The organism is Maritimimonas rapanae (assembly GCF_057837205.1).
This window is the reverse complement of the sequence record NZ_JBYQFI010000001.1, coordinates 561,549-576,564: the sequence shown is the minus strand read 5'-3', so window position 1 is coordinate 576,564 and position 15,016 is coordinate 561,549. Positions and strand designations below refer to the sequence as shown.

The following is a 15,016-nucleotide window of genomic DNA, read 5'->3' as shown; positions in this document are numbered from 1 at the left end:
ACTTTAATTACTAATTCATCCTTAAATTTCTTTAAAATGCCAACTAAAAAATATATTCGATTATTTACATTATTAGTGCTTTTTACAAGTTGTAAAAATGACACTAAAACCGAAGAACAAAATATTATCGAAACTAAGGCAAAAATTATAAATGAGATTAAACCTCAATATACCTTAACTAAAGACCAAACACATAATAAATTTAGTAGCACTATTAAGCCTATTTTAACAGTGAAATCTGGAGCAATTATAGAAGCATTTACAGAAGATGCTTTTGATGAGCAATTTGATATAAACTCTACTGTTGAAGATCTTAAAAATTTTAATTTAGATCTTGTACACCCTCTTACTGGGCCTGTTTATGTCGAAGATGCTCAACCAGGAGATGTCTTAAAAGTTACTCTCCTTGAAATTGAAGTTGGTGATTGGGGTTGGAATGCTATTCTTTCGGGATTTGGTTTTGTTGCAGATTCTATTGAAGGATCCTATTTTAGAACTTATAAATTAGGAAAAGATATAACTCATGTTAATTTTAACGACAATATAAAAATTGAACTAAACCCTTTTCCAGGTGTTATGGGGGTTGCTCCGGCCACTACCGAACTATTATCAACAATTCCACCAAGAGCAAATGGTGGTAATATGGATGATCCAAACTTAACTAAAGGTACTACAGTTTATTTTCCTGTTTTTGTTGAAGGCGGCTTGTTTTCTTTAGGTGATGGTCATGCTGTGCAAGGTCATGGAGAAGTTTGTGGTACTGCAATTGAAGTTCCTCTTAGGGTTGTCTATCAAATAGAGTTGATTAAAGACAAAAGCATTAAAGAACCACAATACGAAACAGAAGATTATTATGCTACAACTGGGTTTGGCACTACTATAGATGAAGCTGCAAAAAAAGCTACATTATATATGATAGATTATTTAATTAAAGAACATAAACTTTCTAAATTAGAAGCTTATGCTTTATGTTCCCTGTCTGGTGATCTTAAAATAGCTGAAACTGTAGATGTTCCTCACATGCTAGTTACTATGCATATGAGTAAAGAAGTATTAGGAATTGAATAGTTTACCTTTTGTGTTAAATATTTGAAATTCATACCTTATTCAGCTACCTTTAGCGTCCTTTAAATTTTAATTATGAAAAAAACATTACTACCATTTGCTTTATTACTATCCTTTTTTTCTCTAGCTGGGCAAACAGATCTAGAAAAAACAAAAGCTACAATTTCAAAAAATGATATAGAAGGACATATTTATTTTTTAGCTTCAGATGAACTTAGGGGGCGTGAAACTGGAACTCCCGAAATAGATATTGCAGCTTCATATTTAGCCAATACTTTAAGAAGATATGGTGCTAAACCGGCTAATAATGGTAGCTATTATCAAGAAGTAGAATTAGAAAACACATCTGCTCCAACTAAATTGGGTATTAAACTGAATGATTTTTCTTCTAATAAATTAATGCAATTAAGAGGGCACAACACATTTTTTAATGGAAAAGCGATATACCTCAACTATGGATTAGAAGATGATTATAAAGATAAAGATGTAAAAGGAAAACTGGTTATTGTTAAATCTGGAACGCCAGAGAGTAATAATCCGCAAGCGGCTTTTGGTGCCGGAAGAAAGAAAAGAGAGCTAGTAAAAAAATATGAGGCAGCAGGTTTAGTCGAGCTTAGTAGTGCTAATGACCAATTATGGGATCGTTTTGCACATTTTTTTAATACTGATAAAATGGGGTTAGCTGGAAATGATAATGAAAAATCTATTCATCTATGGCTACAAGACACTGATGGTTCTATCTTAAAAAAATTAGAACCTACAAAATCAATCAATGCTAGTTTAAACATAGATGGTATTAATAAAACTCCTATAAAAGGTAGAAATGTTGTGGCCATGGTTGAAGGTTCAGATCCTAAATTAAAAGACCAATTTGTTATATATTCGGCGCATTATGATCATGTAGGTGTTGGTGAGCCAAATGCTGAAAAAGACTCTATCTACAATGGCGCTAGAGATAATGCTGTAGGAACAGTTACTGTACTAAGTGCTGCAGAAAACATTGCAAAATATCCTACTAAGAGATCAGCCTTATTTATACTATTTACTGGAGAGGAAAAAGGATTGTTAGGCAGTAAATGGTATGTAGAGCATCCTGTTATTCCATTAGAAAAAATGGTATATTGTTTTAATAGTGATAATGGAGGATATAATGACATAAGCTTAGCAACCATAATTGGTTTAGGTAGAACTACAGCTGATAAACACATTAAAAAAGCAACTGAAGCTTTTGGATTAAAAGCTATCGATGACCCCGCTCCAGAGCAAGGTTTGTTTGACCGATCTGACAACGTACACTTTGCAGCGAAAGGTATACCAGCTCCAACTTTTAGTTTAGGCTTTACTGCTTTTGACGCTGAAATTGGTAAATATTACCATCAACAAGCTGATAATCCAGACGGTTTAGATTACGACTATCTCGAAAAATTCTTCAAATCGTATGTGCTAGCTTGTAGGTTAATAGCAAATGATACTGAAATTCCTTTTTGGAAAGAAGGTGATAAGTACTATGATGCAGGAGTAAAGCTTTACAATAGAACAGCTATTAAAAATTAATTTATTTAATTTTTATTTGGAAGGCTTTATTGCCTTCCAAAGTTCCAGTTAATATATCATTAGGTGCAACTTTACCCACTCCAGCAGGAGTTCCTGTAAATATAATATCACCTTTTTTGAGTGTAAAAAATTGTGATACATATGTTATTAATTCATCAATCTTCCAAAGCATAGCGTTTGTATTACCATCTTGCACTATTTTATCGTTCTTTTTTAATTGAAATTTTAGATTATTAAGATCAAATTCATGTTTAGGGTAAAAAGTACTTACCACAGCACTACCATCAAAGGCTTTTGCCTTTTCCCAAGGTAATCCTTTCTCTTTACAATTTGATTGTACATCTCTAGCAGTAAAATCTATACCTAATCCAATTTCATCATAATACTTATGTGCGAATTTTTCAGTTATATGTTTACCAACCTTATTGATCTTAACTAAAACTTCTACCTCGTAATGAATATCATTAGAAAAAGGTGGGATAAAAAAAGGCATCTTTTTTGGCAAAATTGCCGAATCAGGCTTTAAAAAAATAACAGGATTTTCAGGTTTTTCATTTGCTAATTCTTTAATATGTTTAGCATAATTACGACCAATACAAATAATTTTCATACTAATTTATTTTCCTTAATTAAGGAATCCATTTTTTTTCAAAATTTGGTTTTCGTTTTTCAAGAAAAGCATTTCTTCCTTCTTTGGCTTCATCTGTCATATAAGCTAATCGAGTTGCTTCACCAGCAAAGACTTGTTGACCTACCATACCATCATCTGTTAAATTCATTGCAAACTTCAACATTTTAATAGAGGTAGGAGACTTAGCCAAAACCTCTTGTGCCCACTGATACGCAGTATCTTCTAATTCAACATGAGGAATTACTGCATTCACCATACCCATTTCATAGGCCTCTTGTGCGGAATAATTTCTTCCTAAAAAGAAAATTTCTCTTGCTTTTTTTTGACCTACCATTTTAGCTAAATAAGCGGAGCCATAACCACCATCAAAACTAGTAACATCTGCATCAGTTTGCTTAAAAATAGCATGTTCTTTACTAGCTAGAGTCATATCACACACAACATGTAAGCTATGCCCGCCTCCAACTGCCCATCCAGGCACTACAGCAATTACAACTTTTGGCATAAAACGAATTAATCGCTGTACCTCTAAAATATTTAATCTATGATAGCCATCCTCACCAACATAACCTTGATGTCCTCGAGCTTTTTGATCTCCCCCACTGCAAAACGAATAAACACCATCTTTTGCTGACGGTCCCTCTGCTGAAAGTAAAATAGCACCAATACTTGTATCCTCTTGAGCATCATAAAACGCATCATATAATTCACTAGTGGTCTTTGGTCTAAAGGCATTACGCACATCTGGTCTATTAAATGCTATTCTAGCCACACCATTACACTTCTTATAGGTGATATCTTCAAATGTCTTGGCTATTTGCCAATTGGGTTGATCCATAATATTTAATCCTTTTTTGCGTTTGTAAATATACAATTATGAAAAACAATAAAAATTGATAAGAATTACTTAAAAAACATACAAATGAAAAAATTGTTCGCTAAACTATTTTTGCTCTTCTTTACCGTTTATGGATTCTCTCAAAACACTCATTTAGAGAAATTTACATCTATCGAAATGTCGGGAGAATTAAATAATGAACGTGTACTAAAAATCTACGTTCCAGACTCTTATAAAGAAGATTCTACAAGGGTTTACCCTCTTGCTATTGTGTTAGATGCAGAGTATCTGTTTGATATTTATGTTGCTAATTCAAAACTTTTTGCCTCAAAAGATAAAGCCCCAGAGCAAATTGTAGTGGGAGTTTATCAAAATCAAAAAAATGAACGGAAAACTGATTGTGAAATTAGTATTGCAAACGGTCTGTTAACAGAAACCAGTTCTAAATTCTATAAATTTATTAAAAATGAGTTATTAGATCATATAGAAAGTAAGTATCGTATTTCTCCATTTAAAACTATTGTGGGTAATACATTAACAGCCAATTTTATTAATTACTATTTAGTAGAACAGAATCCGTCTTTTACAGCATATATTAATATTAATCCGCTGTTTCCTCCTGATGTGGCAGGGCTTTTTCAAGGAAAAATACCTGGTTTAGAAAGTAACACATATTTCTACATGAACACGGGTAAATATAATGGTGTTAAAAAGGATGAAGCTATTGAAAAAATTCATTATATCTTAAATAATATTGAAAATGAAAGTTTTATTTATAGGTTTGATGAATTCGATAATTCAACCAAAATATCTTCTATCGGACAAGCAATTCCTGGTGCAATTGCACATATATTCGAAATGTATTCTTCAATATCTAAACATGAGTTTGATAACCATATTGCAGAATTAAGCCCGGCTGAAGCTATTGAATACTTAGAACGTAAGTATGTTGAAATTCAATATTTGTTTGGCTCAAATTTAAAAATAAGACAACGTGACATTTTTGCGATAGAGTCTATTGTTTTAGATAAAGAGGAAGGAGCTTATTTAGAAGAATTTGGTAAAATGATTAATCGTTTATATCCAGAATCGCCAATTGGTGATTATTACATTGGGCAATATTATGAAACCGCTAATTACCTTAAAAAAGCATTAAAATATTATAAAAATGGCTATGCAAAAATATCTTCTGATGACCCTAATGCAGATGGCTATTTTCAAAATGTTGAACGTGTTTTAGCAAAAACAAAAAAGAAAAATGAACCAATTGAAGATGAAGCTTTAGAAGAAGAGTCTACTGAAGAAGAAACTGAAGGTGGTAAATAATAGTAAATAAAGTTATATATTATAAAGGGTAAGTTTTATAAACTTACCCTTTTACTTTTTTAAAAGATATATGGCCTCATCTGTTATATTTATTCTTTTCTGTTTATAGAGATTACCAATCGCCTTTTTAAAATTCTTTTTACTCATCTGTAACTGATCTTTGATATCATCTGGTGAACTTTTATCAGTAAGATATAAAACTCCTGTATTCTCTTCTAAAACCTCTAATACCTGATTAGAAATATTGTTTATAATATTTTTAAATCCTTGTGGAGATAAACTAACATCAATCTTATCATCTTCTCTAACCTTTTTTATATATCCTTCTATTCTTTGTCCTTCTTTTATGTCTTGATAAATTTCATTTCGATATAACAACCCTTCAAATTCCTCATCAATCAACACTGAAAAACCTAACGGCGATTCTTTACCAATTATAAGATCGACTTTATCACCTTCTTTCATTATTATAATTTATTAAAAAAGCCTCGCAGTTGCGAGGCTTAAATTTATATATTTTAAAATCAATTAATACTTAATTGCTTTTTTACTTACTTCTGCGCCATTTTCTAACACTGCGTTAAGAACAAGAACTGTACCCTTAGCTATACTTTGGGTATTCAAATAAAAATCAGATTGATTAGGTTTATTATCAATTAATAATCTACCTAACATATCATATACCTTCATTTCTTTAATCTCATTGTTAGATCTTATTCGTAGTTCACCATTTTCACTGAAAACAATAAAGTTGTTATTTAATGCCTCATCGTTAATTCCTAATACAGATTTATTGAACTGTAAAGTAAAACGATCAGAGAAACTACCTACTTCAGTAATTTCAAACTCATAGCCAGAAGCCTTTAAGTCATGTACAATATTCAATTCATTATCTACTAAGTAGATTTCTTCGTTATCTAGTATACCCTCGGTCTTATCAATAGAAATAACAAATTCTTCTTTAACATAAGAATCAAAACCAATAGATACTTTCTTGTCGGCTGAAAAAGGTCCAAATCCTTGAATCGCATAACGCTCTTCTTCCATATTAGAATATAAACTAATAAAGTTACCTCCGTCAAATTTTAATCCGTCATATCCTCTATCGAATCCATCACTTGCATTCTCAAAAAATCCAACTAAAATTTGATTAAAAGCACCGCCTTGTTTACTATTAACATTTAACCACATTCTATCTTTTGGCTCCACATTTTTGATTTTTTTAGTTTTGCCTCTAAAGAATTGATCATTATTACCTTCTAATTGCATAGAAGGGTCAAAGTATATAAAAGGGTCGTCTGTAACTGTATTTACTAAAAATCCTTGTCCAGAAGCGATATTTCCATCACCTGCACCACTTCCACTACCAACAGCAGTTCCTCCTGCTAAATTGTAAGTAGCATAATCATTAACTGTATAATCATCATCTTCTCCGGGGTTATCTTGATAACCTGTAGCATGTGTCCAAAACCATAAGGTTCCGTCTATAGCTTTATTATCGAAAATATTGTTTTGATCATTATCTGTAAATTCTATAAAAATATCGGCATCAATAGCAGAAGGATACGGATTTCCTATTAAATTAAACCCAAAACCACCGGTTGCCGCAAAACTATTATCATAACCAATTTTTTTATCAAAAAACCCGTGATGAGGTGTTCCAGTAAAGGAAACATTATGTTGCAATACACCCTCAGGAGCTTCTGCTATGTACCCTCTAGCTTTTTCCATGACTCCTGCATTTGCAGGCACCCAAGCACCTGGATTTCCAGTATCAGGATCACGCCAATAGAATACTCTTTCAACACCACTAAATACCGTTCCTAAATCTGCATTTTCTACTGGTGATGACCAATAGGTAAAATCTCTAAAATGCCCCAAAGGAGTAGAGTTTTCAAATTTTGTGATTGAACCGGTTACTGCATTTAAATCAGAACTGGTTGTAATTAATGATTCAGTATCACCAATTATAAAACTTCCGTTAATATTTAAATTTTCAGCAACCTTTATGGTAGTGGATGTACCTCCATTAATATTTATACTACCATTAATTGTTAAGTTACATGCATCAAATGAGCCTGCAGATTCATTGTACGTCCCAGTTATTATAACATTTTTGGTTCTATCAGGAATGCCGTTAGACCATGAACTTCCATAAGTAGTTGAACCTACCGTTTGTGTACCTAAAACTAAATTTGTGCCAGCGGTAGCGTTATCTACCTCTTCTAATTCTAATCTGATATAATCATTTACATCTACCCCAGCTTGTGTAATTGTATAATCAAAATCTTTGCTTGGTATTTCATTGGTACCACATCCTTTTATATAGGAAACGTTTGCTCCCCATTGAGGAGGAGGCGAGCTTGTTGAGACCCCCATCATATCAATTCTAACACCATAACAGTCATCTTCATTAGATTCGGAAATTAAAATAACATCGTTTCCATCAAAACTCAATTGGTCTGTAGGTGTACCATTACCACCTGCATTTATATTTTTAAGTAAAAACACACCTCCAGCAGGGATAATAGTATTTATCCGATAGCTTAAATCTGGAGCTTCTGTAGTTATAATATTTGTTGTTGTTCTATTATCAGAATATATAGCTACAAAAAAACTTCCAGGTGTAACAGGCGAAGAAGAAACATTTTTGATCTCTAAGTATTGTTCATTTCCACCACCTTCGTAGTATTGAGTTATTAATAGAGGGCTACCAGCTGGTGGACCAGTACTGGCATCACCGCTAATGTCAAAAACATAAGGATCAGGGCTAGCATTATTATCAATATTTATTTCTGCATCTTTAGTGCCAGCTGGAGCACTAGGGTCAAACTCTACCACAAAAGTAGTAAACCCTCCTCCTGGTGCTATGGTAGTATCTGGATTAGTAATCACAGTATAATCTGAAGCATCAACTCCTTCAATTCTTACAATAGGAATACCATTTAAAATGAGATCTGAAGTACCATTATTAACTATTGTATAAGTACGAGTAGATGTCCCTCCACTTACTTGCACATCTCCAAAATAAGTATGATTAGTTATACTTGGAACATTCAAATCATCACCAGTAATTGGGTTATTATTACCAAACACCTCAATACTTGGTGTAGCTGGAATACCAACACCCAAGACTTCAAAAACAAGGTTAGGAGTGTCACCATCATTACTATCTATTCTAATAAATTCATTAATAGAATTAGGAGATGATGGAGTGAAAGTAACATCAAAAGTTAAAGAGCCTCCAGAGATAATATCCTGAGGAAAACTTACACCTCCGGGTAAGGTTATATTGAAATCTGGTTCATTAAAGATCCCAAAAATATTAGTAATAGTTAAAGTACCAGTTCCGGTATTTTCTATTGTAAACTGTCTTGTTAACGATTGACCCACGACTACGTTACCATAATGAGTATTATCTCCAGGACTAGGGTTAAGGGTGAGGTGAGGAATTTCTGCATTATCATCCCCAAATAACTGAATGTTTGGAGCGGCGGCCGAAGCTGTAGCTCTAATATTGAAGAAAAAACTTTCAGAATCAAAGGTAATTAAATCAGTAACTGTAACCTCAATAATAGCATTCTTTTCTCCTTCTGAAGTTGGAACAAAATTAACATTAAATGTTGATGTGGCTCCTACACTATTAGTATTACTTGGATTTGGAGAATCGTTATTGAATTGGTCGGCATTGGTTCCGGTAATTCCACCAATTCCTATTGCCAATAGCGAGCTAGAATTACTTGTAAAAGTAAATGTCTCTGCTAAAGTATTTCCTACGCTTGTCGAACCAAAATCAGTTCCTTCAGCTGTAATAGGTATATTTGTAGGTGGTGCGGAACTAGTCGTTTCAATTTCATCTAGAGGCATACCTCCACTTACATTGCCTAATACCTGAGCTTGTATAAACCCAATGGAAAGAACAGCAAATAAAATTGAACATAGTAATTTTTTCATCATGAGTAGTATATTAAAATTCCCTTTTTAATCTTTTTCTTAATGTACAAATATATAAATTCTATCCTGTTTTACAGGAGTTTTATCTTATTTATAACGGTTTTCTTTAAGTTTTCGTTCAACATTGTTATAATCTTATCTTTACCATAACTCAACTCTTCTCGCAAAGTTGAGGAAGAAAGCTTAACAATTAATTCATTTTTTCTCAATTCGGTAGAGATAGTATAACTCATAACTCCCTGACCCATAACCTCTAACCAAGCATCTTTTACAGCAATTTGATCTATGCCTTTTTGCAATTTATTTTCAGTTAGCATTTCCTGCATCGCTTCACTAATAGACTGAAATTCATTATTCCGTTTCGACATTGCTCAACTTTTTTAATTCAAACATTTTAAAGGATTGACCTGTTTTTTTAATCACTTCTTCTGTTCTGTTTATATGTGTGTCAGATATAAATAATTGCCCAAAATTATCATCATTTACTAAAGAAATTAGCTTTTCTACCCTTGTTTCGTCCAATTTATCAAAAATATCGTCTAATAACAATATTGGTGTTGTCTTTGATTGTTCTTTAATCAAATCGAATTGCGCTAATTTCAACGCTATAAGATACGATTTTTGTTGTCCTTGCGATCCAAACTTCTTAACTGAATAATTATCTATAGTATATAACAAGTCATCTTTATGTATTCCTACTGAAGTATATTGCAATAATCTATCTCTTTCTAGATTACTTTCTAACAAAACATCTAATGAATCAGATTCTAATTGAGATTTGTAAATCAAGTCTGCATTTTCTTCTGTTTCAGCAATTAATTGATACCGTTTTCTGAATAAAGGAATAAAATCGGTTAAAAACTGTTTACGCTTCTCATAAATTTTATGACCAAAATCAACTAATTGTTCATTATATATCTTCAAATTTAAAGCATCAAATGTGTGATTTAATGCAAAATATTTTAATAACGAATTTCGCTGGGAGAGCACCTTGTTATAAGCAATTAAATTCTGTAAGTATAATTTGTCTGACTGAGAGATTACACTGTCTATAAACTTTCGACGGATATCGCTTCCTTCAATTATCAAATTAGTATCTGAAGGTGAAATAATGACCAATGGTATTAATCCTATATGATTCGATAGTTTTTCATATAATTTACCATTTCTTTTTACTGCTTTTTTCTGGCCTCTCTTTAAACTACAACTAATCACTTCTTCACGATCATCCTTTTCAAAAACACCTTCAATTAAAAAGAAATCTTCATCATGCTTAATATTTTGCAAGGCAATGCTATTAAAATATCCTTTAGCAAAAGCCAAATGATAAATTGCATCTAAAACATTCGTTTTACCTACACCATTATTTCCAACAAAACAATTTATCTTTTCATCAAAGCTGTATTCTGTAGAATCAAAATTTTTATAATTAACTAATGCTATTTTCTTAAGATGCATAATGATATCTGTACAACTACAAAAAAACAAAAATTACAGCAATTATAGGCTTCTGAATTCGATAAAAAATTATATTTTTGCGCATTCAAATTTTGAAACGAATGGCAACTTATAAGAAAAGAGGAAAAAAAGCGAATAAAGAAGTAAAGCAAAATATTGAAGCTAATAGTACAACTGCTGAAGTATTTAATACACTTGATGAAACTGCTTCAAAATCAGAGCAATGGGTAGAAAAGAATAGTAAGCCGTTATTTGCAGGTTTAGTTATTGTAGCTGCATTGATCTTAGGATATTTAGCTTATAACAAATACATAAAAGAACCTAAAGAATTGGAGGCTGCTGATGAATTAGCATATTCTAAAAGCTTTTTTGATCAAGCTCAAACGAATGCTGTGGCTGCAGATTCTTTATATAATCTAGCTTTAAATGGTGCAGACGGTAAATATGGGTTATTAGACATTGTAGATAATTACGGAAGTACTAATGCCGGAAATTTAGCAAAGTATATGGCTGGTATTTCTTATCTAAAAATGAAAGATTATCAAAATGCCATCACCCATTTAAGTGATTTTTCTACTGATGATCAAATTTTAGGTGCTTTAGCTTTAGGTAATATTGGTGACGCTTTCGCGGAAATCAATCAGCCAGAAGAAGCATTAGAATATTATGAGAAAGCAGCAGATTTTAAAAGCAATGAATTTACATCACCTATATATTTAATGAAAGCTGGTAGAACTGCTATGGATTTAAAGGAATTCAAAAAAGCAGAAGGCCTATTTAAAAGAATAAAAGATAATTATTCTAAATCTGAAGAAGGCTTAGAAATAGATGTCTTTTTACAAAGAGCTAAATTTGCACAGCAGTAAATAGCTAATATGGCAACAACTAATTTATCATACTATGATAAAGCTACAATCCCAAATGCGAAGGCTCTTCGATTTGGGATTGTTGTTTCTGAATGGAATAGTTCTATTACCGAAAATCTTTTTAATGGGGCTAAAGAAACACTAATTGATTGTGGCGCTTTACCTGTAAATATTTCTAGGTTAGATGTACCTGGTAGTTATGAATTAGTTTACGGGGCCAAACATCTACTAAAAAAACAATCTTTAGACGCTGTAATTGCTATTGGGTGCGTTATACAAGGTGAAACCAAACATTTCGATTTTGTTTGCGAAGCTGTCTCACAAGGCATTAAAGACCTAAACATTCAATACGATACGCCAACTATTTTCTGTGTGCTTACAGATAATACAATGCAGCAATCTATAGATCGTTCTGGTGGTAAATTAGGGAGCAAAGGTGTAGAATGTGCTATTGCCGCCATTAAAATGGCAACTTTATGATAGGTTTAACGTGCTTGTTATAAACAAAATTTGACCACTCTTTTTAATTTTGGTACTTTTGATTTACCATCAAAAAATGGTAGGATTTTTGTGATAAAAATCTAAATTATAATTTTTTTGCCTTATGGGATTCTTTAAACGCAAACCTAAAAAATTTGAATATCAACCAAGATATTATAAAGGAGAAGGAAATCCTTTTGAAATTAAGCATAAGTTTGACGAGTTTAGAACAACTACAGGTAAAAACAAAAATCTAAAAGCTAAATTTATTGATGCTGTAGACGAATTAAAAAGTTCAGAAAATAAAGGTTCTAATAAAACTATTTTTATAGTAGCTGGAATCTTAATTTTAATATTCTTATATCTCATCGATTTTGACCTTTCAATCTTCCTAACAAAATAATGCCAGATATCATTCAGCTTTTACCAGATCATGTTGCAAATCAAATTGCAGCAGGCGAAGTAGTTCAACGACCATCTTCAGTTGTTAAAGAATTATTAGAAAACGCTATTGATGCAGAAGCTACAGAGGTGAAATTATTAGTAAAAGATGCTGGTAAAACATTGATACAAGTTATTGATAACGGCATTGGCATGAGTGAAACTGACGCTAGATTAGCATTTGAACGTCATGCAACTTCTAAAATAAAATCTGCTGATGATCTCTTTAATCTTAGTACTAAAGGATTTAGGGGTGAGGCATTAGCTTCTATAGTTGCCATTTCTCATGTAGAACTAAAAACTAGATCAGAAAGTAATGAATTAGGTACACAGATAAAATTTGAAGGAAGTAAAATCATTTCTCAAAATCTAATTTCTACAACAAAGGGAACTAGCGTAGCAGTAAAACATTTATTTTATAATATTCCGGCAAGGCGTAATTTTTTAAAATCAAATGCTGTAGAAATGCGGCACATTATTGATGAATTTCAAAGAGTTGCTTTAGCACATCCTACTGTTGCTTTTTCTCTGTATCATAATGATGGTGAACTTTTCAATTTAAAATCTGGTAATCTTCGTCAGCGCATAGTAGCAATTTTAGGAAGTAAAACCAACGAAAAATTGGTTCCGATAAATGAAGAAACAGACATCGTAAAAATAGAAGGATTTATAACAAAACCCAATTTTGCTAAGAAGAAAAGAGGTGAGCAATTCTTTTTTGTAAATGATCGTTTTATAAAGCATGGCTACCTACATCATGCTGTAGTAAATGCTTTTGACGGATTATTAGCACATGGTTACCATCCTTCGTATTTTTTATACTTAAAAGTACCCACAAACACCATAGATATTAATATTCATCCTACAAAGACCGAGGTGAAATTTGATAATGAACATGCATTATATGCAATATTAAGATCTACCATAAAACATAGTTTAGGGCAATATAATGTAGCACCGGTACTCGATTTTGACAAAGATGCCACACTTGATGTTCCTTATGATTTTAAGGAAAAGAAAGCTACATCACCTAAAGTAACTGTTGACCCTAGTTTTAATCCGTTTGAAACGGAGAAAAAATCATCCTCTATTTATAGAAAAGAACAAAATACCAACTGGAGTTCTTTATATGTTAATGTTAAGGATGATGCCCTAGCTATAGAAAATATAGAAGTAGATGCGCAAGAAGTCACTAAAGAACTTTTTGATCAGCAATCTGCTAATAGGGGCACAAAAACATTTCAAATACATCAAAAATATATACTTAGCGTTATTAAATCTGGTATGGTAATGATCGATCAGAATTTAGCACACCAACGCATTTTATATGAAGAGTTTTTAACCAAGATTACTATTGATGAAGCAGCCTGTCAACAATTATTATTTCCAATAGATTTAAGTTTTACACCTGTTGAGATACAATTGCTTAGAGATATGAGGTCCGATCTTGAAAGTATTGGTTTTCAGTTTGATAGTATTGTTTCTGAAAATGTTGTTATTAATGGTATACCAACTTTAATTAAAGAAAGTAAAATTCGATCTATTTTAGAAGAACTACTAGAAAATGTTCGACACGAAATACCAGAAACAAGTTTTAGTCAAATAGATGTTATTGCTAAGAGCTTGGCTAAAAGTTTAGCCATTAAAAATGGTGTAAAGCTAGATACAGTTGAGCAAGAAGAAATCTTAGAAAAATTATTTTCTTGCAAAGAACCTAATCATTCTCCTTATGGTAAAAATACTTTTATCACTTTACCATTAGAAGAAATTCAGTTAAAATTTGATAATTAAATGGGACGATTAACCGAAGCTATAAAACATTTACTTATTATAAATGTATTATTCTATGTTGTAACATATTTTGTTCCAAACATGGAAGATAAAATGTTTGAATTATTTGCATTATTTTATCCATCTAGTGAATTTTTTAAACCTTGGCAATTTATAACTCATATGTTTATGCATGGTGGGGCAATGCATATTATATTCAATATGTATGCACTTTGGGCGTTCGGTTCTCCGTTGGAACAAATGTGGGGTAAAAATAAATTTTTCTTCTTCTATTTTTCTGCAGGACTAGGTGCAGCATTAATTTACACATTAGCAAATTACTATTTTGAAGATTACGGTGCTGTAGCTGTTGGTGCTTCTGGAGCTGTTTATGGTGTTTTGGTAGCTTTTGGAATGAATTTTCCAAATGCAAAATTAGCTTTGATATTTTTTCCTGTTCCGATAGCTGCAAAATATTTTATTCCTCTAATTGTTTTTGGTGATTTGTTTTTTGGTTTTACCAGTTATTCAGTTGGAAATATTGCGCATTTCGCACATATTGGAGGTGCCCTTATCGGTTTTTTAATTATGCTTTATTGGAAGAAAAATCAATTTAAGCGTTGGGATAAATAA

The 15,016-nt window shown here is 32.0% G+C and carries 14 protein-coding genes; 8 read left to right on the top strand and 6 right to left on the bottom strand.

Going from position 1 to position 15,016, the window contains the following annotated elements; translation table 11 throughout:
* The first annotated feature begins 36 nt into the window (after positions 1-36).
* Entirely contained in the window at positions 37-1,068 is a 1,032-nt protein-coding gene (locus AC3IF2_RS02720; protein WP_489165486.1) for an acetamidase/formamidase family protein, read from the top strand.
* Between the two features lie 72 nt (positions 1,069-1,140).
* Positions 1,141-2,619 carry a M28 family peptidase gene (locus tag AC3IF2_RS02715; RefSeq protein ID WP_489165485.1) on the top strand — a complete coding sequence of 493 codons (1,479 nt, stop codon included), beginning with the start codon at positions 1,141-1,143 and terminating at the stop codon, positions 2,617-2,619.
* A 1-nt stretch (position 2,620) separates the two neighbouring features.
* On the opposite strand, the gene AC3IF2_RS02710 is transcribed toward AC3IF2_RS02715, so the two are convergent.
* Positions 2,621-3,229 (bottom strand): fumarylacetoacetate hydrolase family protein, encoded by a 609-nt coding sequence (locus tag AC3IF2_RS02710; protein ID WP_489165484.1) that lies wholly within the window; start codon positions 3,227-3,229, stop codon positions 2,621-2,623.
* 19 nt (positions 3,230-3,248) lie between these two features.
* Complete coding sequence (locus tag AC3IF2_RS02705; protein ID WP_489165483.1) at positions 3,249-4,088, bottom strand: 1,4-dihydroxy-2-naphthoyl-CoA synthase; 840 nt, start codon at positions 4,086-4,088, stop codon at positions 3,249-3,251.
* Positions 4,089-4,172: 84 nt separating this feature from the next.
* Between AC3IF2_RS02705 and AC3IF2_RS02700 the strand changes: the two genes are divergently transcribed.
* Positions 4,173-5,414 (top strand): alpha/beta hydrolase, encoded by a 1,242-nt coding sequence (locus AC3IF2_RS02700; RefSeq protein WP_489165482.1) that lies wholly within the window; start codon positions 4,173-4,175, stop codon positions 5,412-5,414.
* 51 nt (positions 5,415-5,465) lie between these two features.
* On the opposite strand, the gene AC3IF2_RS02695 is transcribed toward AC3IF2_RS02700, so the two are convergent.
* The 4 genes from AC3IF2_RS02695 to recF all read right to left on the bottom strand — a co-directional run bounded on the left by AC3IF2_RS02695 (position 5,466) and on the right by recF (position 10,826).
* Positions 5,466-5,879 (bottom strand): S1 RNA-binding domain-containing protein, encoded by a 414-nt coding sequence (locus tag AC3IF2_RS02695; RefSeq protein WP_489165481.1) that lies wholly within the window; start codon positions 5,877-5,879, stop codon positions 5,466-5,468.
* Positions 5,880-5,942: 63 nt separating this feature from the next.
* On the bottom strand, positions 5,943-9,371 hold the full coding sequence (locus AC3IF2_RS02690; RefSeq protein WP_489165480.1) for a DUF8693 domain-containing protein: 3,429 nt from the start codon (positions 9,369-9,371) through the stop codon (positions 5,943-5,945).
* Between the two features lie 68 nt (positions 9,372-9,439).
* Complete coding sequence (locus AC3IF2_RS02685) at positions 9,440-9,736, bottom strand: DciA family protein (protein ID WP_489165479.1); 297 nt, start codon at positions 9,734-9,736, stop codon at positions 9,440-9,442.
* Complete coding sequence (gene recF / locus AC3IF2_RS02680; protein WP_489165478.1) at positions 9,720-10,826, bottom strand: DNA replication/repair protein RecF; 1,107 nt, start codon at positions 10,824-10,826, stop codon at positions 9,720-9,722. The genes AC3IF2_RS02685 and recF overlap by 17 nt, the downstream gene beginning before the upstream one ends.
* Positions 10,827-10,927: 101 nt before the next feature.
* Between recF and AC3IF2_RS02675 the strand changes: the two genes are divergently transcribed.
* From AC3IF2_RS02675 to AC3IF2_RS02655, 5 genes are all read left to right on the top strand, one after another.
* Positions 10,928-11,692: a tetratricopeptide repeat protein gene (locus AC3IF2_RS02675; protein WP_489165477.1), complete on the top strand. Its 765-nt coding sequence runs from the start codon at positions 10,928-10,930 to the stop codon at positions 11,690-11,692.
* Between the two features lie 9 nt (positions 11,693-11,701).
* On the top strand, positions 11,702-12,172 hold the full coding sequence (ribH, locus tag AC3IF2_RS02670) for a 6,7-dimethyl-8-ribityllumazine synthase (RefSeq protein WP_489165476.1): 471 nt from the start codon (positions 11,702-11,704) through the stop codon (positions 12,170-12,172).
* A 124-nt stretch (positions 12,173-12,296) separates the two neighbouring features.
* On the top strand, positions 12,297-12,575 hold the full coding sequence (locus AC3IF2_RS02665) for a riboflavin synthase subunit beta (RefSeq protein WP_489165475.1): 279 nt from the start codon (positions 12,297-12,299) through the stop codon (positions 12,573-12,575).
* On the top strand, positions 12,575-14,404 hold the full coding sequence (mutL, locus tag AC3IF2_RS02660; RefSeq protein ID WP_489165474.1) for a DNA mismatch repair endonuclease MutL: 1,830 nt from the start codon (positions 12,575-12,577) through the stop codon (positions 14,402-14,404). The genes AC3IF2_RS02665 and mutL overlap by 1 nt, the downstream gene beginning before the upstream one ends.
* Positions 14,405-15,016, top strand: coding sequence for a rhomboid family intramembrane serine protease (locus AC3IF2_RS02655; protein WP_489165473.1), 612 nt, complete (start codon positions 14,405-14,407; stop codon positions 15,014-15,016). It abuts the gene before it with no gap.

Coding starts and splice junctions, on each gene's coding strand:
- AC3IF2_RS02720 (WP_489165486.1), top strand. CDS start 37: ATGCCAACTAAAAAATATATTCGATTATTTACATTATTAGTGCTTTTT.
- AC3IF2_RS02715 (WP_489165485.1), top strand. CDS start 1,141: ATGAAAAAAACATTACTACCATTTGCTTTATTACTATCCTTTTTTTCT.
- AC3IF2_RS02710 (WP_489165484.1), bottom strand. CDS start 3,229: ATGAAAATTATTTGTATTGGTCGTAATTATGCTAAACATATTAAAGAA.
- AC3IF2_RS02705 (WP_489165483.1), bottom strand. CDS start 4,088: ATGGATCAACCCAATTGGCAAATAGCCAAGACATTTGAAGATATCACC.
- AC3IF2_RS02700 (WP_489165482.1), top strand. CDS start 4,173: ATGAAAAAATTGTTCGCTAAACTATTTTTGCTCTTCTTTACCGTTTAT.
- AC3IF2_RS02695 (WP_489165481.1), bottom strand. CDS start 5,879: ATGAAAGAAGGTGATAAAGTCGATCTTATAATTGGTAAAGAATCGCCG.
- AC3IF2_RS02690 (WP_489165480.1), bottom strand. CDS start 9,371: ATGATGAAAAAATTACTATGTTCAATTTTATTTGCTGTTCTTTCCATT.
- AC3IF2_RS02685 (WP_489165479.1), bottom strand. CDS start 9,736: ATGTCGAAACGGAATAATGAATTTCAGTCTATTAGTGAAGCGATGCAG.
- recF (WP_489165478.1), bottom strand. CDS start 10,826: ATGCATCTTAAGAAAATAGCATTAGTTAATTATAAAAATTTTGATTCT.
- AC3IF2_RS02675 (WP_489165477.1), top strand. CDS start 10,928: ATGGCAACTTATAAGAAAAGAGGAAAAAAAGCGAATAAAGAAGTAAAG.
- ribH (WP_489165476.1), top strand. CDS start 11,702: ATGGCAACAACTAATTTATCATACTATGATAAAGCTACAATCCCAAAT.
- AC3IF2_RS02665 (WP_489165475.1), top strand. CDS start 12,297: ATGGGATTCTTTAAACGCAAACCTAAAAAATTTGAATATCAACCAAGA.
- mutL (WP_489165474.1), top strand. CDS start 12,575: ATGCCAGATATCATTCAGCTTTTACCAGATCATGTTGCAAATCAAATT.
- AC3IF2_RS02655 (WP_489165473.1), top strand. CDS start 14,405: ATGGGACGATTAACCGAAGCTATAAAACATTTACTTATTATAAATGTA.